Here is a 15,353-nt window from a genome sequence, read left to right on the forward strand (position 1 = left end):
ATTACTGCTTAATTCCATAGGCGTTAGCAAGTATATTCCAGCGTTGTTTTCCACTAAATTTAGTTACAACTTGAATATAGCTATATTTAGAGCATGCCTGCCACTCTTTGTTGGTCATAGAGTCAAAACAGAGGATATGCCAAGCTAACTTTGACCAATCAAACTCATCAACAAGCCATCTCGTATCTACAAGCAAAGGCAAATCACCCACTTTTGTGCCTATTACAGGAATACCATATGCCATCGCCTCTAAAGCTGCCATTGGTAGCCCTTCTGCACGTGAAGAGATAAGCAGTAAATCAATTTTATTCCAATGAAGTGACATATCTTCAACGGCGCCATGCCATTTAATATTGGGATAACTGCCCAATAAATTAGACTCTTCACCATCACCAAAAACATGAAATTTAATAGTTGGGCATTGGTTAGAAAGCTGTAGATAGCGGTCAATACCTTTGACATGACATAACCGGCCAACAAAACCGACTTGAAAAGTTGTATGTCGGCGACGTAACACAAAGGGAGGAATAGAATGAATAAAGTTATTTAAGACGTAACACTGAAAAGGTACTTTCGATTTTATCTCGTCACTTACAGCAAAATTCGTTGATAAAAAACTAGTCGAACGATTAAGCCATTCATAAAAAGCTAAACGTCCAATTAAAAACTCACCGGCGTGAAAACTGGTAAGCACTCTACATCTGCGTAGCAGTTTTAAACATCGCGCCCATAATGAAGATTTATATCCATGAGCATGCAGAATATCATGAGACTGAACTAGCAATGAAAAATGGACAAAACTTGCTGAAGTAAAATATTCAATTTGGTTTTTTTCTAATAAAGGGTAAAGCGGGTGATTAGATGCTTTAGAGATAAAAACAACTTTAAACGGAATTTTCTTATCTTTAAGAAGCAATGAAAGCTGTAACACATGGCTTTCAATCCCACCAAAACCTGAACTATCAAGCATCACATAGAGCATAATAACCACATAATGAATCCATCATTATAAATTACATGCAAAAAAAAAGCCGAGTCTAATGACTCGGCTTCTCTTCTTATTTAACGGCTATTGCTTATTCAGCAGCAGCTTCTTCCTTTGCAGGACGGTCTAATAACTCGATGTAAGCCATAGGAGCTTTATCACCAGTACGGAAACCGCACTTCATGATACGAGTGTAACCACCAGGACGCGCAGCAAAGCGTGGACCTAGTTCGTTAAATAGTTTCGCAACAACTTCGTTGTCACGAGTACGAGCGAATGCAAGACGACGGTTAGCAACACTGTCTGTCTTAGCTAGGGTAATCAAAGGCTCAATTACGCGACGTAGCTCTTTTGCTTTAGGCAAGGTAGTCTTAATTAATTCGTGACGTACCAGAGAGCTAGCCATGTTGCTGAACATCGCTTTACGATGACTGCTGTTGCGGTTGAGTTGACGACCACTCTTACGATGGCGCATGACCTAATCCTTCTAACTAGATATCAGTAAACTATTAATCTTCAGCGATTGAAGCTGGCGGCCAATTTTCTAGGCGCATACCTAGAGATAGACCACGAGATGCCAATACATCTTTGATTTCTGTCAAAGACTTCTTACCAAGGTTTGGCGTTTTAAGAAGCTCAACCTCAGTACGCTGAACAAGATCACCGATGTAGTGGATCGCTTCTGCTTTTAGACAGTTAGCAGAGCGAACAGTTAGTTCAAGATCGTCTACAGGACGCAGTAGGATCGGATCGAACTCCGGCTTCTCTTCTTTCTCTTCAGGAACACGTACATCTCGAAGATCTACGAATGCATCCAATTGTTCAGCAAGAATAGTTGCTGCACGACGGATAGCTTCCTCAGGATCAAGAGTACCATTAGTCTCCATATCGATTACTAGCTTGTCTAAGTCAGTGCGTTGTTCAACGCGAGCTGCTTCAACAGCGTAAGCAATACGGTCCACTGGGCTGTAAGTAGCATCTACTAACAGACGACCAATTGGACGCTCATCTTCTTCAGTGTGAATACGAGCTGATGCTGGTACGTAGCCGCGACCACGCTCTACCTTGATGCGCATGCTTAATTCAGCATTGTCATCAGTAATATGGCAGATTACGTGCTCTGGATTCGCAATCTCAACATCACCATCATGGGTGATGTCACCTGCAACAACAGGGCCTGCACCAGATTTGTTCAGAGTAAGAATAACTTCATCTTTACCCTCAACCTTAACGGCTAGACCTTTAAGGTTTAGAAGAATTTCAAGGATATCCTCCTGAACGCCTTCTTTGGTGCTGTACTCATGTAACACACCGTCGATTTCAACTTCTGTTACAGCACAACCTGGCATAGAAGATAATAAAATACGACGAAGAGCGTTTCCTAAAGTGTGGCCAAAACCACGCTCTAATGGCTCTAGAGTTACTTTTGCGTGTGTCGTGCTAACTTGTTCGATGTCAACAAGACGCGGCTTAAGAAATTCTGTTACAGAACCCTGCATTGTGTCCTCTCTTAACTGTAGCCTTACTTAGAGTAAAGCTCGACGATCAGGTGTTCATTGATGTCGGCAGACAAATCAGAACGTTCTGGAAGACGCTTAAACGTACCTTCCATCTTGCTGCTGTCTACTTCGACCCAAGTCGGTAGTTCACGCTGTGTAGCAACTTCTAGAGCTGCTTTAATGCGTGCTTGGTTCTTAGCTTTCTCACGAATGCTAACAACGTCGTTTGCCGCTACCTTGAAAGAAGGAACGTTTACGACTTGACCGTTAACTAGGATCGCTTTGTGGCTTACCAGCTGACGTGCTTCTGCGCGAGTTGCGCCAAAGCCCATGCGGTAAACTACGTTATCTAGACGACCTTCAAGAAGCTGAAGCAGGTTTTCACCTGTGTTACCCTTGATGCGGGCAGCTGTCTTGTAGTAGTTACGGAATTGTTTTTCTAGTACGCCATATGTACGACGAACTTTCTGCTTCTCACGAAGCTGAACGCCGTAATCAGATAGACGACCACGACGAGCACCATGTTGGCCCGGCGCGTTATCAATCTTACACTTGGTATCAATCGCACGTACACCAGACTTAAGGAATAAGTCAGTGCCTTCGCGACGGCTAAGCTTTAGCTTAGGACCCAAATATCTTGCCATTTTTCTTTCTCCAATTTCCTAGAAACGAAACGTTATACGCGACGTTTCTTAGGTGGACGACAACCGTTATGAGGGATCGGAGTCGCATCAACAATGTTAGTGATACGGAAACCCGCTGCGTTTAAAGCACGGATTGTAGACTCACGACCAGGACCAGGGCCCTTAACCATAACTTCTAGGTTCTTAACGCCATATTCTTTGGCCATTTCACCACAACGCTCAGCAGCAACCTGTGCAGCGAACGGAGTAGATTTACGAGAACCACGGAAACCTGAACCACCTGCAGTAGCCCAAGATAGAGCGTTACCTTGACGGTCAGTAATGGTTACGATTGTGTTATTGAAAGAAGCATGGATGTGCGCAACGCCATCAGCTACTTGCTTGCGTACGCGCTTACGAGCGCGAGTTGGTTGTTTTGCCATTGTACTCTACCTTATCCGACTATTTTTTGATCGGCTTGCGCGGACCCTTACGGGTACGAGCGTTGGTTTTAGTACGCTGTCCACGTAGAGGTAGACTGCGACGGTGACGAAGACCACGGTAACAACCAAGATCCATTAGGCGCTTGATGTTCATGGAAATTTCACGACGAAGATCACCTTCTACAGTGTACTTAGCTACACCATCACGCAGTAGATCGATCTGCTCTTCAGTTAGTTCACTGATCTTAACATCTTCAGCAATACCCGTTTCAGCTAAAATAGCTTGAGAACGTGTTTTACCAATGCCGTAGATCGCAGTTAATGCGATAACAGCATGCTTTTGATCAGGAATGTTAATGCCTGCAATACGGGCCACTATTCACTCCTAGTACTTTACAAGAATAACCGCTGCAGAGCCCGTTGAGGATACGCAGCGGTGGTACAATTCTTTTGCACATAACAAAATATGGTTGGCTAATGTAGCCAACCTATCTTCAATTTGCAAGAAATATTTCTGCTAATTAGCCTTGGCGTTGTTTATGCTTTGGCTCACTGCAAATTACACGCACAACACCGTTGCGCTTGATAACTTTACAGTTACGGCAGATTTTCTTAACGGAAGCACGAACTTTCATTGCTAAACTCCGTAAATATGGATAACTAAACTTAGCGACCGTAGCCTTTCAGATTAGCCTTTTTCAAAACTGACTCATATTGTTGAGACATCAAATGTGTCTGAACTTGAGCCATGAAATCCATAATAACAACAACTACGATTAGTAGGGAAGTACCACCAAAATAGAAGCGTACATTCCATGCTATCATCATGAACTCGGGGATCAGACAGATAAAGGTAATATATAACGCACCAGCAAGAGTCAAACGCGTCATCACTTTATCTATATATTTTGCGGTCTGTTCACCCGGGCGTATACCAGGTATAAATGCACCAGACTTCTTCAAATTATCAGCTGTCTCGCGTGGGTTAAATACCAACGCGGTGTAGAAGAAACAGAAGAATATAATCGCAGCAGCATAAAGCATTACATATAAAGGCTGTCCAGGGCTTAAAGCAAGTGAAATATCACTTAACCAACCTAGACCTTCACTTTGACCAAACCACTGAGCCAGTGTGCCTGGGAAAAGAATAATACTTGATGCAAAAATTGCTGGTATAACACCTGCCATGTTGATTTTCAACGGCAAGTGTGTGCTCTGCGCAGCAAAGACACGACGGCCTTGTTGACGCTTGGCGTAGTTAACGACGATACGACGCTGACCACGTTCCATGAACACTACAAAGTAAATAACAGCAAAAGATATAACTGCAATTAACAGTAGAAGAAGTACGTGCAATTCGCCTTGACGCGCTTGCTCTACGGTCTGTCCAATCGCTGGCGGTAAACCAGCAACGATACCAGTGAAAATAATCAACGATATACCGTTACCAATACCACGCTCGGTAATTTGTTCACCTAACCACATTAAAAACATGGTGCCGGTAACCAAACTAACCACTGCAACAAAATAGAAACTAGGGCCTGGATTATGTACAAGCCCTGGAATCATACTCGGTAACCCCGTTGCAATACCAATTGCTTGGAAGGTTGCCAAGACAAGCGTACCGTATCGGGTGTACTGACTTATCTTACGACGGCCAGCCTCACCTTCTTTCTTCAACTCAGCTAATGCTGGATGAACTACAGTTAGCAACTGGACAATAATAGACGCAGAAATATACGGCATTATTCCCAGAGCTAAAATAGAAGCACGCGAGAGTGCACCACCAGAGAACATGTTAAACATCTCAATGATGGTACCCTTTTGCTGTTCGAACAGACTGGCAAGTACAGCAGCGTCAATACCAGGAATAGGTACAAAAGAACCTGCTCGGAATATTAAGATCGCACCTAATACGAATAATAGGCGTGACTTAAGCTCTGCTAGGCCACCTTGTGCACTACGAAAATCTTGTCCTGGTTGTTTAGCCATCTGTACCTCATCCTCGAGTTAATTATTCCTCGATTTTACCGCCGGCAGCTTCGATAGCAGCTTGAGCGCCTTTAGTAACGCGTAGGCCTTTCACTGTTACTGAACGAGCGATTTCACCAGAAAGTACAACTTTCACGAACTTAATGTCCTTAGTGATAACATTCGCAGCTTTTAGTGTTTCAAGGCTTACAACATCACCTTCAACTTTCGCTAGCTCAGCTAGACGAACTTCAGCTGTTACAAGGCTCTTACGAGACGTAAAACCGAATTTTGGTAGACGCTGTTTCAAAGGCATTTGACCGCCTTCGAAGCCTGGACGTACAGAACCACCTGAACGTGATTTCTGACCCTTGTGACCACGGCCACAAGTTTTGCCCAGACCTGAACCGATACCACGGCCTACGCGCTTCGCAGAAGGCTTAGAACCAGCAGCCGGTGATAGAGTATTCAAACGCATACTGATTACTCCTCAACTTTAACCATGTAGTAAACCTTGTTGATCATGCCGCGTACGCAAGCAGTATCTTCAAGTTCTACAGTATGGTTGATGCGACGAAGGCCTAGGCCACGCAAAGTAGCTTTATGCTTCGGTAAACGACCGATAGAGCTCTTTGTTTGGGTTACTTTAATAGTTTTAGCCATGTCGATTACTCCAGAATTTCTTTAACAGAAAGACCACGCTTAGCAGCGATCATTTCTGGAGAGTTCATTCCACTAAGACCATCAATTGTTGCGCGAACAACGTTGATTGGGTTAGTAGAACCGTATGCTTTAGCTAGTACGTTACGGATACCCGCAACTTCTAGCACTGCACGCATTGCACCACCTGCGATGATACCTGTACCTTCTGATGCTGGCTGCATGTACACTTGAGAACCAGTGTGACGGCCTTTAACAGCGTGGTGAAGAGTACCTTCGTTGATTGCAATTGTAACCATGTTACGACGTGCTTTTTCCATCGCTTTCTGGATTGCAGCAGGCACTTCACGTGCTTTACCGTAACCAAAACCGATGCGACCGTTACCGTCACCAACTACTGTTAGTGCAGTAAAGCTGAAAATACGACCACCTTTAACCGTTTTTGAAACACGGTTAACAGCGATCAGCTTTTCATTCAAATCTGATTGTGTCTTTTCGTTAGCCATCTTCCGCCTACCTTAGAATTTCAGACCAGCTTCACGAGCAGCTTCTGCTAGTGCAGCGATACGGCCGTGGTATTGGAAACCAGAACGATCGAATGCAACGTTAGAGATGCCTTTTTCAATCGCGCGCTCAGCAATAGCTTTACCTACAGCTGTAGCAGCGTCTTTGTTTCCGGTACTCTTAACTTGCTCACGGATCGCTTTTTCTACGGTAGAAGCGGCTGCGATAACCTCAGAGCCGTTCGGTGCAATTACCTGAGCGTACACGTGACGTGGAGTACGGTGTACAACTAGGCGAGTTGCGCCCAGTTCAGCAATCTTACGACGTGCTCGGGTCGCACGACGGATACGAGATGCTTTCTTATCCATAGTGTTACCTTACTTCTTCTTAGCTTCTTTAGTACGCACAACTTCGTCGGCGTAACGAACACCTTTACCTTTGTAAGGTTCAGGGCTACGGTAAGCGCGAATATCAGCAGCTACCTGACCAACTAACTGCTTATCAGTACCTGTAAGTACGATTTCAGTTTGTGATGGGCATTCAGCTTTGATACCTGCTGGAAGTTCGTGCTCAACTGGATGAGAGAAACCTAGAGTTAAACCTACAGCGTTGCCTTTAACAGCAGCACGGTAACCTACACCCTTAAGAGTCAGCTTCTTAGTGAAGCCTTCAGTAACACCAACAACCATATTGTTCACTAGTGCACGAGCAGTACCTGCTTGTGCCCAAGCTTTATCGAATCCTTCACGAGGACCGAAAGTAACTTTGTTCTCTTCCAAAGTTAAAACTACTGCATCATGGATAGTACGAACTAGTTCGCCTTTACTACCTTTCACAGTAATTTCCTGACCGTTAAGTTTAACTTCTACGCCGGCAGGAATAACTACAGGTGCTTTTGCAACACGAGACATATCCTACTCCTATTATGCTACGTAGCAGATAATCTCACCGCCAAGACCCGCTTTGCGTGCAGCACGGTCGGTCATAAGACCCTTGGAAGTGGAAACAACAGCAATACCAAGGCCACCCATCACTGATGGTAGCGCATCTTTTTTCTTGTAGATGCGTAGACCAGGACGTGATACACGTTGGATTTGCTCAATAACTGGGTTAGCTTCGAAGTACTTAAGAGTAACTTCTAGCTCAGGCTTAACATCACCAGATAAGGTGTAGTCAGCCACATAACCTTCTTCTTTAAGTAGAGCAGCGATAGCTACTTTAAGCTTAGAAGATGGCATTTTTACAGCAACTTTTTTCGCTGCCTGACCGTTACGAAGACGGGTCAGCATATCCGAAATCGGATCTTGCATGCTCATAAGTTAATACTCCGTGATTCTGAATTGCTTACTGGATTACCAGCTTGCTTTACGTAGACCCGGAATCTCGCCTTTCATGCAAGCTTCACGAACCTTGATACGGCTAAGACCGAACTTACGTAGGTAGCCGTGTGGACGTCCAGTCTGGTTACAGCGATTACGCTGACGAGACTTCGCAGAATCACGTGGTAGTGACTGAAGTTTAAGCACTGCATTCCAGCGATCTTCTTCAGACGCATTCACGTCGCTAATTAGAGCTTTTAGCGCTGCACGCTTTTCAGCGAACTTAGCTACTAGCTTGGCACGTTTAGCTTCGCGTGCCTTCATAGATTCTTTAGCCATTAGTAACCCTTACTTTTACTTACGGAATGGGAAGTTAAAAGCAGACAATAGAGCTAGAGCTTCTTCATCAGATTTAGCAGAAGTTGTAACAGTGATATCTAAACCACGTACACGATCTACTTTATCGAAATCGATTTCTGGGAAGATGATCTGCTCACGAACGCCCATGCTGTAGTTACCACGACCATCGAATGACTTAGGGTTTAAACCACGGAAGTCACGAATACGCGGTACAGCAATTGAAATCAGACGGTCGAAAAAGTCCCACATACGCTCGCCACGTAAGGTTACTTTACAGCCAATAGGGTAGCCCTCACGGATCTTAAAGCCTGCAACTGACTTACGTGCTACAGTGATTAGCGGCTTCTGACCTGAAATTGCAGTCATGTCAGCAGCAGCATTCTCTAGCAGCTTCTTGTCGTTGATAGCTTCGCCCACACCCATGTTAAGTGTGATCTTTTCGATCCTTGGGACTTGCATGATACTCTTGTATTCAAACTTTTCAGAAAGCTCTTTTACAACAGTCTCTTTGTAGTAATCATGCAGTTTCGCCATAGTACTACTCCAAACTTACTTGATAGTTTCGCCAGTCGACTTGAAGAAACGAACTTTTTTGCCGTCTTCAAATCGGAAGCCTACACGGTCCGCTTTACCTTGACCGTTAACGATAGCAACATTAGACGCATCGATCGCAGCTGCCTGCTCAACGATACCGCCTTGAACACCCATTGCCGGAACTGGCTTCTGGTGTTTCTTAACCATGTTGATACCTTCAACGATAACTTTACCGGTTGCTAGAACCTTAGTTACTTTACCAGTCTTGCCTTTGTCTTTACCAGCAAGAATGATAACTTCGTCGTTTTGACGGATTTTAGCTGCCATTATAGTCGCTCCTTAAAGTACTTCTGGCGCTAGTGATACAATCTTCATGAATTTCGCATTACGAAGTTCACGAGTCACAGGGCCAAAGATACGGGTACCGATAGGTTGCTCAGTAGTGTCGTTCAACAATACGCAAGCATTACGGTCAAAGCGAATGACAGAGCCATCTTGACGACGAACGCCTTTACGGGTGCGTACAACCACCGCTTTCAGTACATCACCTTTCTTTACTTTACCGCGAGGAATTGCTTCCTTCACTGTAACCTTGATGATGTCACCGATATGTGCATAGCGACGGTGAGAACCACCCAGAACCTTAATACACATTACGCTACGTGCGCCGGAGTTATCCGCTGCATCAAGCATACTTTGCATTTGGATCATGTTAGTGCTCCGCTAATTTTTTAAACATCTAGACCCAAAACGAGTCGATATGCCTTTTCTTCAAAGGCGGCGAATAATAACACCATTTTCGCTCGATGGGTAGATAAAAAATGAACGGCCCCAAGATTTTTAGGGCCGCTAACTTAAATAGCTGAAAAGTCAGTAATTAGATACGTGCTTTTTCAACTACTCGTACCAGTGTCCAAGACTTAGTCTTTGACATTGGACGACATTCACGAACTTCAACAGTATCGCCTAGGCCACACTCGTTGTTTTCGTCATGTGCATGAAGCTTAGTCGTGCGTGTGATGTACTTACCGTAGATCGGGTGCTTCACTTTACGCTCGATAGCAACAACAATAGACTTATCGCCTTTGTCGCTAACTACGCGACCAAGCTGAGTACGAATTTTCTCGCTCATTATGCGCTAGCCTTCTCAGTCAGAACGGTTTTAACACGTGCGATATCACGACGTACAGTTTTTAGATTGTGAGTCTGCTGTAGTTGACCAGTCGCAGCTTGCATGCGCAAGTTAAACTGTTCACGTAGCAAATTCACAAGCTCTGCATTCAGCTCTTCAACGCTTTTAGCGCGTAGATCTTGTGCATTCATCACATCACCGCCTTAATTACGAAAGTGGTTTTGATTGGTAGCTTACGTGCAGCAAGGTTAAATGCTTCACGAGCTAGTGATTCAGAAACACCGTTCATTTCGTATAGAACTTTACCTGGTTGAACTTGAGCAACCCAGTAAGCCACACTACCCTTACCTTTACCTTGACGAACTTCAAGAGGCTTAGATGTGATTGGTTTGTCTGGGAATACACGAATCCAGATTTGGCCCTGACGTTTGATATGACGAGTCATAGCACGACGTGCAGCTTCGATTTGACGAGCAGTTAGTCGACCACGACCAACAGCTTTAAGACCAAATTGACCAAAGCTTACTTCAGTACCGTTCGCTAGACCGCGGTTACGGCCTTTAAAGGCCTTGCGGAATTTAGTGCGTTTTGGTTGCAGCATCAATAAACTCCTTATTTACGGCTTTTGCGCTGCTTCTTAGGCTTCTCAGCCTTTGGCTCTTCAACCGGCATGCCGCCTAGAACTTCACCTTTGAAGATCCAAACTTTAACGCCGATAACACCGTATTGGGTGTGAGCCGAAGAAGTTGCGTAATCAATGTCAGCACGAAGAGTGTGTAGAGGCACACGGCCTTCACGGTACCACTCAGTACGTGCGATTTCAGCGCCGCCTAGACGACCACTTACTTCAACTTTGATACCTTTAGCGCCAAGACGCATAGCGTTCTGAACTGCACGCTTCATAGCGCGACGGAACATAACACGACGCTCTAGCTGAGACGAAATGCTGTCTGCTACTAGTTGACCGTCTAGTTCTGGCTTACGTACTTCAGCGATGTTGATCTGAGCTGGAACGCCCGCGATCTTCGCAACTGCTGCACGTAGTTTCTCTACGTCTTCACCTTTCTTACCGATTACTACGCCTGGACGAGCAGTGTGAATAGTCACACGGATGCTCTTAGCAGGACGCTCGATAACGATGCGTGATAGAGATGCTTTTGCTAGTTCCTTAGTAAGGAACTGGCGTACCTTGAAATCGCCGTCTAGGTTGTCAGCGAACTCTTGGCTGTTAGCAAACCAAGTGGTATTCCAAGGCTTAACAATGCCTAAACGAATACCATTAGGATGTACTTTCTGACCCATTGCTTTCTCTCCTAGTCTCTTAGCGGTCTGCTACAACAACAGTGATGTGGCTAGAACGCTTCAAGATGCGATCGGCACGGCCTTTAGCACGAGGCATAATACGCTTCATGGTAGGACCTTCGTCAACGAAGATTTTAGCAACATTAAGATCATCAATGTCTGCGCCTTCGTTGTGTTCTGCGTTAGCGATAGCTGACTCTAAAACTTTCTTGATTAAATCAGCAGCTTTTTTGTTGCTGAAGTTAAGAATTTCTAGAGCTTGAGCAACTGGCTTACCGCGCAGTTGATCTGCAACCAAACGAGCTTTTTGCGGCGAAATGCGAGCAAAGCGATGTTTAGCGATAGCTTCCATTACCTACTCCTTAGCGCTTTTTAGCTTTCTTATCCGCAGCATGGCCACGGTAAGTACGTGTTGGTGCAAATTCGCCTAGCTTGTGACCGATCATTTCTTCAGAAACGAAAACAGGTACGTGCTGACGACCATTATGGACAGCGATGGTCAAACCGATCATCTGAGGGATGATCATTGAGCGACGGGACCAAGTCTTAACAGGCTTTTTGTCACCGCTTTCCAACGCTTTCTCTACCTTCTTCAGCAAGTGTAGGTCAATAAATGGACCTTTCTTGAGAGAACGTGGCATGGCGTATCCTCTTTATAATTACTTATTACGACGACGTACGATGTACTTGTCGGTACGCTTGTTCTTACGAGTCTTGTAACCCTTAGTTGGAACACCCCAAGGTGTTACTGGGTGACGACCGCCTGATGTACGACCTTCACCACCACCGTGTGGGTGATCAACTGGGTTCATTACAACACCACGTACAGTTGGACGAACACCGCGCCAGCGTGAAGCACCAGCTTTACCTAGCTCACGTAGCATGTGTTCTGCATTACCAACTTCACCTAGAGTCGCACGACCTTCAGCAAGAACTTTACGCATCTCACCAGAACGTAGACGTAGAGTCACATAAGTGCCTGCACGTGCAATGATCTGAGCGTATGCACCAGCTGAACGAGCCAGCTGAGCACCTTTACCAGGCTTAAGTTCAACACAGTGTACTGTTGAACCTACTGGGATGTTACGCATTGGTAATGTGTTACCAACTTTAATAGCAGCATCTTGACCAGACTGGATAACATCACCAGCTTGGAGACCTTTAGGTGCGATAATGTAGCGGCGCTCACCGTCTGCGTACAGAACTAGAGCAATGTTTGCGCTACGGTTTGGATCGTATTCTAGGCGCTCAACTTTCGCTGGGATGCCATCTTTAGTACGTTTGAAGTCGATTAGACGGTAATGTTGTTTATTACCACCACCGATGTGACGTACAGTGATACGACCGTTATTGTTACGACCACCAGTCTTAGAGTTTTTCTCTAGAAGTGGTGCGTACGGCTTACCCTTATGCAGGTCAGAGTTAACCACTTTAACTACGTGGCGACGACCTGGGGAAGTCGGCTTACATTTTACAATAGCCATTCTTCTTTGCTCCTAGCCTTACTCTGCACTACCAGCGAAGTCGATGTCTTGACCTTCTTTCAAGATAACATACGCTTTCTTCACGTCTGAACGACGGCCTTGGCGCATACCTTGACGTTTGGTCTTACCCTTAGTAATAAGAGTATTTACAGACTTAACTTCAACCTCGAACAGTTTTTCAACTGCTGCTTTGATCTCTTTCTTCGTTGCGTTCAATGCTACTTTGAAAACGATAGTATTCGCGTTTTCTGCAGCCATTGATGCTTTTTCAGAAATGTGCGGAGCACGTAGAACTTTTAAAATACGCTCTTCAGTGATCATGCTAGCATCTCCTCAACTGCTTTAACTGCTGCTGCAGTCATTACAATCTTATCGAAAGCGATCAAGCTAACTGGATCGATTGCCGCTGCATCACGTACGTCTACTTTGTATAGGTTACGTGCTGCAAGGAATAGATTCTCATCTAACTCGCCAGTTACGATTAGTGCATCAGTTAGCTCAAGCTCTTTAAGCTTAGCTACTAGTGCTTTTGTCTTTGGTGCTTCTAGAGTGAAGTTATCAACAACGATTAAACGCTCTTGACGAACTAACTCAGAAAGAATGCTCTTCATAGCACCGCGGTACATTTTCTTGTTTACTTTTTGGCTGTGATCCTGAGGACGAGCAGCGAAAGTAACACCACCAGAACGCCATAGCGGACTGCGGATTGTACCTGCACGAGCGCGACCAGTACCCTTCTGGCGCCATGGCTTAGCGCCACCACCAGAAACGTCTGAACGAGTCTTCTGAGCACGTGTACCCTGACGAGCACCTGCTGCAAAAGCAACAACTACTTGGTGTACAAGCGCTTCATTGAAATCACGCCCAAAAGTAGTTTCGGAGACAGTTAGCGCGTCAGCGCCTTTGACTACCAATTCCATTACTAACTCCTCGACGTTACGCTTTAACAGCTGGTTTAACGATCACGTTGCCGCCTGTTGAGCCCGGTACTGCACCTTTAATAAGAAGCAGATTGCGCTCAGCGTCAACACGTACGATCTCTAGGTTTTGAGTCGTTACACGCTCAGCACCCATGTGACCAGCCATTTTCTTGCCTTTAAATACGCGACCTGGAGTTTGACATTGGCCAATTGAACCCGGTGCACGGTGAGACAAGGAGTTACCATGGGTCATATCTTGAGTACGGAAGTTCCAGCGCTTAACAGCACCTTGGAAACCCTTACCTTTAGATGTACCAGTAACGTCTACTTTTTTAATATCGTTGAATAGTTCAACACTTAGCTCAGCGCCAACTGCAAACTCTTCACTGTTTTCTAGACGGAATTCCCAAAGACCGCGACCAGCTTCAACACCTGCTTTCGCAAAGTGACCTGCTTCTGGCTTAGATACGCGGCTAGCTTTCTTAGTTCCAGCTGTTACTTGAATAGCGTTGTAACCGTCAGTTTCTACAGATTTAACCTGAGTAACACGGTTGTTTTCAACTTCAACAACAGTAACTGGAATAGAAATGCCATCTTCGGTAAAGATGCGGGTCATGCCCACTTTACGACCGATTAGACCAATCATTCTCTTATCTCCCCTTAACCTAGGCTGATCTGTACGTCAACGCCAGCAGCTAGATCTAGACGCATAAGAGCATCAACAGTTTTGTCTGTAGGCTCAACGATGTCGATAAGGCGCTTGTGAGTACGGATTTCGTACTGATCACGTGCGTCCTTATTAACGTGAGGAGAAATAAGAACAGTGAAGCGCTCTTTGCGAGTAGGAAGAGGGATTGGACCCTTAACCTGTGCGCCAGTACGCTTAGCTGTTTCAACGATTTCCGCAGTTGACTGATCGATCAAACGGTGATCGAACGCCTTTAAGCGGATACGAATACGTTGGTTCTGCATTAGACAGAGCTCCAAATAAAAATTACACAAACAATATCGCCACTCACGCTCGTAAAGACGAGGGAATGTCGATTGATTTATGTGAACGTAGCATCCCTATCGGATGCATTGTCAGTCAATTTAATGACTGCGAACATAAGTCAGAGTATTCATTATGAAATAAACCCGGCGTAGCCTGCAGTTAATTTCTCCTCAATGCTTATTGGTTCACAACTGCGCTTACAAGACTAACTCTCGGGCAGTGAGGTGCATTATACAGATCACAATTTTGAAAACAAGCTCTGTTTGATTGTTAAACAAAAATAGTTATAAAGTCTTTTATTTTCAATGAATTAATCTGATAGTTATATACCAGATTTGCTTTATTAAACGAATAAAGCTCACTTATCACCATAAAATCAAGCTACATTTTCGCGTATTCCTGCTTATACAATACAAACAAGGAAAATGTTAGTAATTTTAAGCAATAAAAAAGGGAGCCGAAGCTCCCTTTTTCTGTACGTAAGTACTAAATGTTATTATGCAATGATAGTTGCAACAACACCAGCACCAACTGTACGGCCACCTTCACGGATAGCAAAACGTAGACCTTCGTCCATCGCGATAGGTGCGATTAGAGTAACAGTCATAGCGATGTTATCACCA

At 44.8% G+C, this 15,353-nt stretch carries 29 protein-coding genes and 1 pseudogene; all 30 read right to left on the reverse strand.

Going from position 1 to position 15,353, the window contains the following annotated elements; genetic code table 11:
• Position 1: 1 nt before the first annotated feature.
• A complete protein-coding gene (locus tag C9J46_RS19560) occupies positions 2–982 on the reverse strand; it encodes a glycosyltransferase family 4 protein (RefSeq protein ID WP_107291401.1) in 981 nt (326 codons plus the stop codon).
• Between the two features lie 94 nt (positions 983–1,076).
• Positions 1,077–1,460 carry a 50S ribosomal protein L17 gene (gene rplQ, locus C9J46_RS19565; RefSeq protein WP_005370955.1) on the reverse strand — a complete coding sequence of 128 codons (384 nt, stop codon included), beginning with the start codon at positions 1,458–1,460 and terminating at the stop codon, positions 1,077–1,079.
• Between the two features lie 34 nt (positions 1,461–1,494).
• Positions 1,495–2,484: a DNA-directed RNA polymerase subunit alpha gene (gene rpoA, locus C9J46_RS19570; RefSeq protein WP_005370957.1), complete on the reverse strand. Its 990-nt coding sequence runs from the start codon at positions 2,482–2,484 to the stop codon at positions 1,495–1,497.
• Between the two features lie 23 nt (positions 2,485–2,507).
• Entirely contained in the window at positions 2,508–3,128 is a 621-nt protein-coding gene (gene rpsD, locus C9J46_RS19575; RefSeq protein ID WP_005370959.1) for a 30S ribosomal protein S4, read from the reverse strand.
• Positions 3,129–3,160: 32 nt separating this feature from the next.
• Complete coding sequence (gene rpsK, locus C9J46_RS19580) at positions 3,161–3,550, reverse strand: 30S ribosomal protein S11 (protein WP_005370963.1); 390 nt, start codon at positions 3,548–3,550, stop codon at positions 3,161–3,163.
• 19 nt (positions 3,551–3,569) lie between these two features.
• A complete protein-coding gene (gene rpsM / locus C9J46_RS19585) occupies positions 3,570–3,926 on the reverse strand; it encodes a 30S ribosomal protein S13 (protein WP_005370966.1) in 357 nt (118 codons plus the stop codon).
• A 145-nt stretch (positions 3,927–4,071) separates the two neighbouring features.
• Positions 4,072–4,185 (reverse strand): 50S ribosomal protein L36, encoded by a 114-nt coding sequence (gene rpmJ, locus C9J46_RS19590; protein ID WP_000868186.1) that lies wholly within the window; start codon positions 4,183–4,185, stop codon positions 4,072–4,074.
• 31 nt (positions 4,186–4,216) lie between these two features.
• On the reverse strand, positions 4,217–5,542 hold the full coding sequence (gene secY / locus C9J46_RS19595) for a preprotein translocase subunit SecY (protein WP_005370968.1): 1,326 nt from the start codon (positions 5,540–5,542) through the stop codon (positions 4,217–4,219).
• A gap of 22 nt (positions 5,543–5,564) precedes the next feature.
• Positions 5,565–5,999 (reverse strand): 50S ribosomal protein L15, encoded by a 435-nt coding sequence (gene rplO / locus C9J46_RS19600; protein ID WP_005370970.1) that lies wholly within the window; start codon positions 5,997–5,999, stop codon positions 5,565–5,567.
• 5 nt (positions 6,000–6,004) lie between these two features.
• The gene (gene rpmD / locus C9J46_RS19605; protein WP_005302823.1) at positions 6,005–6,184 is read right to left on the reverse strand and encodes a 50S ribosomal protein L30; all 180 of its coding nucleotides are present in this window, start codon (positions 6,182–6,184) and stop codon (positions 6,005–6,007) included.
• Between the two features lie 5 nt (positions 6,185–6,189).
• On the reverse strand, positions 6,190–6,687 hold the full coding sequence (gene rpsE, locus C9J46_RS19610) for a 30S ribosomal protein S5 (protein WP_005370977.1): 498 nt from the start codon (positions 6,685–6,687) through the stop codon (positions 6,190–6,192).
• A gap of 12 nt (positions 6,688–6,699) precedes the next feature.
• Positions 6,700–7,053, reverse strand: coding sequence for a 50S ribosomal protein L18 (gene rplR / locus C9J46_RS19615; protein ID WP_005370979.1), 354 nt, complete (start codon positions 7,051–7,053; stop codon positions 6,700–6,702).
• A gap of 9 nt (positions 7,054–7,062) precedes the next feature.
• Positions 7,063–7,596 carry a 50S ribosomal protein L6 gene (rplF, locus tag C9J46_RS19620; RefSeq protein WP_005370981.1) on the reverse strand — a complete coding sequence of 178 codons (534 nt, stop codon included), beginning with the start codon at positions 7,594–7,596 and terminating at the stop codon, positions 7,063–7,065.
• 12 nt (positions 7,597–7,608) lie between these two features.
• Complete coding sequence (gene rpsH / locus C9J46_RS19625; protein ID WP_005370983.1) at positions 7,609–8,001, reverse strand: 30S ribosomal protein S8; 393 nt, start codon at positions 7,999–8,001, stop codon at positions 7,609–7,611.
• A gap of 36 nt (positions 8,002–8,037) precedes the next feature.
• Entirely contained in the window at positions 8,038–8,343 is a 306-nt protein-coding gene (gene rpsN / locus C9J46_RS19630; RefSeq protein ID WP_005370985.1) for a 30S ribosomal protein S14, read from the reverse strand.
• A 15-nt stretch (positions 8,344–8,358) separates the two neighbouring features.
• Positions 8,359–8,898, reverse strand: a complete 540-nt coding sequence (gene rplE / locus C9J46_RS19635) for a 50S ribosomal protein L5 (protein ID WP_005370989.1) — start codon at positions 8,896–8,898, stop codon at positions 8,359–8,361.
• 15 nt (positions 8,899–8,913) lie between these two features.
• Positions 8,914–9,225: a 50S ribosomal protein L24 gene (gene rplX / locus C9J46_RS19640; RefSeq protein WP_008988080.1), complete on the reverse strand. Its 312-nt coding sequence runs from the start codon at positions 9,223–9,225 to the stop codon at positions 8,914–8,916.
• Positions 9,226–9,237: 12 nt separating this feature from the next.
• Complete coding sequence (rplN, locus tag C9J46_RS19645) at positions 9,238–9,609, reverse strand: 50S ribosomal protein L14 (protein ID WP_107208696.1); 372 nt, start codon at positions 9,607–9,609, stop codon at positions 9,238–9,240.
• A gap of 166 nt (positions 9,610–9,775) precedes the next feature.
• Positions 9,776–10,030, reverse strand: a complete 255-nt coding sequence (gene rpsQ, locus C9J46_RS19650) for a 30S ribosomal protein S17 (protein WP_005370996.1) — start codon at positions 10,028–10,030, stop codon at positions 9,776–9,778.
• Positions 10,030–10,221 carry a 50S ribosomal protein L29 gene (gene rpmC, locus C9J46_RS19655; protein WP_005370998.1) on the reverse strand — a complete coding sequence of 64 codons (192 nt, stop codon included), beginning with the start codon at positions 10,219–10,221 and terminating at the stop codon, positions 10,030–10,032. Before rpmC ends, rpsQ begins: the two co-directional genes overlap by 1 nt.
• Positions 10,221–10,631 (reverse strand): 50S ribosomal protein L16, encoded by a 411-nt coding sequence (gene rplP / locus C9J46_RS19660; RefSeq protein WP_005371000.1) that lies wholly within the window; start codon positions 10,629–10,631, stop codon positions 10,221–10,223. Before rplP ends, rpmC begins: the two co-directional genes overlap by 1 nt.
• A gap of 11 nt (positions 10,632–10,642) precedes the next feature.
• A complete protein-coding gene (gene rpsC, locus C9J46_RS19665; protein WP_005371002.1) occupies positions 10,643–11,332 on the reverse strand; it encodes a 30S ribosomal protein S3 in 690 nt (229 codons plus the stop codon).
• 19 nt (positions 11,333–11,351) lie between these two features.
• The gene (gene rplV / locus C9J46_RS19670) at positions 11,352–11,684 is read right to left on the reverse strand and encodes a 50S ribosomal protein L22 (protein ID WP_005302797.1); all 333 of its coding nucleotides are present in this window, start codon (positions 11,682–11,684) and stop codon (positions 11,352–11,354) included.
• Between the two features lie 10 nt (positions 11,685–11,694).
• The gene (gene rpsS, locus C9J46_RS19675) at positions 11,695–11,973 is read right to left on the reverse strand and encodes a 30S ribosomal protein S19 (RefSeq protein WP_005302795.1); all 279 of its coding nucleotides are present in this window, start codon (positions 11,971–11,973) and stop codon (positions 11,695–11,697) included.
• A gap of 18 nt (positions 11,974–11,991) precedes the next feature.
• A complete protein-coding gene (rplB, locus tag C9J46_RS19680; RefSeq protein WP_045084936.1) occupies positions 11,992–12,816 on the reverse strand; it encodes a 50S ribosomal protein L2 in 825 nt (274 codons plus the stop codon).
• A gap of 18 nt (positions 12,817–12,834) precedes the next feature.
• Positions 12,835–13,137 (reverse strand): 50S ribosomal protein L23, encoded by a 303-nt coding sequence (rplW, locus tag C9J46_RS19685; RefSeq protein ID WP_006647439.1) that lies wholly within the window; start codon positions 13,135–13,137, stop codon positions 12,835–12,837.
• A complete protein-coding gene (gene rplD, locus C9J46_RS19690) occupies positions 13,134–13,736 on the reverse strand; it encodes a 50S ribosomal protein L4 (protein WP_006647440.1) in 603 nt (200 codons plus the stop codon). The genes rplW and rplD overlap by 4 nt, the downstream gene beginning before the upstream one ends.
• A gap of 16 nt (positions 13,737–13,752) precedes the next feature.
• Positions 13,753–14,382 carry a 50S ribosomal protein L3 gene (rplC, locus tag C9J46_RS19695; RefSeq protein ID WP_107208697.1) on the reverse strand — a complete coding sequence of 210 codons (630 nt, stop codon included), beginning with the start codon at positions 14,380–14,382 and terminating at the stop codon, positions 13,753–13,755.
• 14 nt (positions 14,383–14,396) lie between these two features.
• Complete coding sequence (rpsJ, locus tag C9J46_RS19700; RefSeq protein ID WP_002541412.1) at positions 14,397–14,708, reverse strand: 30S ribosomal protein S10; 312 nt, start codon at positions 14,706–14,708, stop codon at positions 14,397–14,399.
• A 518-nt stretch (positions 14,709–15,226) separates the two neighbouring features.
• Positions 15,227–15,353: pseudogene (tuf, locus tag C9J46_RS19705) on the reverse strand (elongation factor Tu); the annotation flags it as partial.

It is taken from the genome of Photobacterium sp. GB-36, from assembly GCF_003026135.1.
GTDB lineage: Bacteria > Pseudomonadota > Gammaproteobacteria > Enterobacterales > Vibrionaceae > Photobacterium.

Coding starts and splice junctions, on each gene's coding strand:
- C9J46_RS19560 (WP_107291401.1), bottom strand. CDS start 982: ATGCTCTATGTGATGCTTGATAGTTCAGGTTTTGGTGGGATTGAAAGC.
- rplQ (WP_005370955.1), bottom strand. CDS start 1,460: ATGCGCCATCGTAAGAGTGGTCGTCAACTCAACCGCAACAGCAGTCAT.
- rpoA (WP_005370957.1), bottom strand. CDS start 2,484: ATGCAGGGTTCTGTAACAGAATTTCTTAAGCCGCGTCTTGTTGACATC.
- rpsD (WP_005370959.1), bottom strand. CDS start 3,128: ATGGCAAGATATTTGGGTCCTAAGCTAAAGCTTAGCCGTCGCGAAGGC.
- rpsK (WP_005370963.1), bottom strand. CDS start 3,550: ATGGCAAAACAACCAACTCGCGCTCGTAAGCGCGTACGCAAGCAAGTA.
- rpmJ (WP_000868186.1), bottom strand. CDS start 4,185: ATGAAAGTTCGTGCTTCCGTTAAGAAAATCTGCCGTAACTGTAAAGTT.
- secY (WP_005370968.1), bottom strand. CDS start 5,542: ATGGCTAAACAACCAGGACAAGATTTTCGTAGTGCACAAGGTGGCCTA.
- rplO (WP_005370970.1), bottom strand. CDS start 5,999: ATGCGTTTGAATACTCTATCACCGGCTGCTGGTTCTAAGCCTTCTGCG.
- rpmD (WP_005302823.1), bottom strand. CDS start 6,184: ATGGCTAAAACTATTAAAGTAACCCAAACAAAGAGCTCTATCGGTCGT.
- rpsE (WP_005370977.1), bottom strand. CDS start 6,687: ATGGCTAACGAAAAGACACAATCAGATTTGAATGAAAAGCTGATCGCT.
- rplR (WP_005370979.1), bottom strand. CDS start 7,053: ATGGATAAGAAAGCATCTCGTATCCGTCGTGCGACCCGAGCACGTCGT.
- rplF (WP_005370981.1), bottom strand. CDS start 7,596: ATGTCTCGTGTTGCAAAAGCACCTGTAGTTATTCCTGCCGGCGTAGAA.
- rpsH (WP_005370983.1), bottom strand. CDS start 8,001: ATGAGCATGCAAGATCCGATTTCGGATATGCTGACCCGTCTTCGTAAC.
- rpsN (WP_005370985.1), bottom strand. CDS start 8,343: ATGGCTAAAGAATCTATGAAGGCACGCGAAGCTAAACGTGCCAAGCTA.
- rplE (WP_005370989.1), bottom strand. CDS start 8,898: ATGGCGAAACTGCATGATTACTACAAAGAGACTGTTGTAAAAGAGCTT.
- rplX (WP_008988080.1), bottom strand. CDS start 9,225: ATGGCAGCTAAAATCCGTCAAAACGACGAAGTTATCATTCTTGCTGGT.
- rplN (WP_107208696.1), bottom strand. CDS start 9,609: ATGATCCAAATGCAAAGTATGCTTGATGCAGCGGATAACTCCGGCGCA.
- rpsQ (WP_005370996.1), bottom strand. CDS start 10,030: ATGAGCGAGAAAATTCGTACTCAGCTTGGTCGCGTAGTTAGCGACAAA.
- rpmC (WP_005370998.1), bottom strand. CDS start 10,221: ATGAATGCACAAGATCTACGCGCTAAAAGCGTTGAAGAGCTGAATGCA.
- rplP (WP_005371000.1), bottom strand. CDS start 10,631: ATGCTGCAACCAAAACGCACTAAATTCCGCAAGGCCTTTAAAGGCCGT.
- rpsC (WP_005371002.1), bottom strand. CDS start 11,332: ATGGGTCAGAAAGTACATCCTAATGGTATTCGTTTAGGCATTGTTAAG.
- rplV (WP_005302797.1), bottom strand. CDS start 11,684: ATGGAAGCTATCGCTAAACATCGCTTTGCTCGCATTTCGCCGCAAAAA.
- rpsS (WP_005302795.1), bottom strand. CDS start 11,973: ATGCCACGTTCTCTCAAGAAAGGTCCATTTATTGACCTACACTTGCTG.
- rplB (WP_045084936.1), bottom strand. CDS start 12,816: ATGGCTATTGTAAAATGTAAGCCGACTTCCCCAGGTCGTCGCCACGTA.
- rplW (WP_006647439.1), bottom strand. CDS start 13,137: ATGATCACTGAAGAGCGTATTTTAAAAGTTCTACGTGCTCCGCACATT.
- rplD (WP_006647440.1), bottom strand. CDS start 13,736: ATGGAATTGGTAGTCAAAGGCGCTGACGCGCTAACTGTCTCCGAAACT.
- rplC (WP_107208697.1), bottom strand. CDS start 14,382: ATGATTGGTCTAATCGGTCGTAAAGTGGGCATGACCCGCATCTTTACC.
- rpsJ (WP_002541412.1), bottom strand. CDS start 14,708: ATGCAGAACCAACGTATTCGTATCCGCTTAAAGGCGTTCGATCACCGT.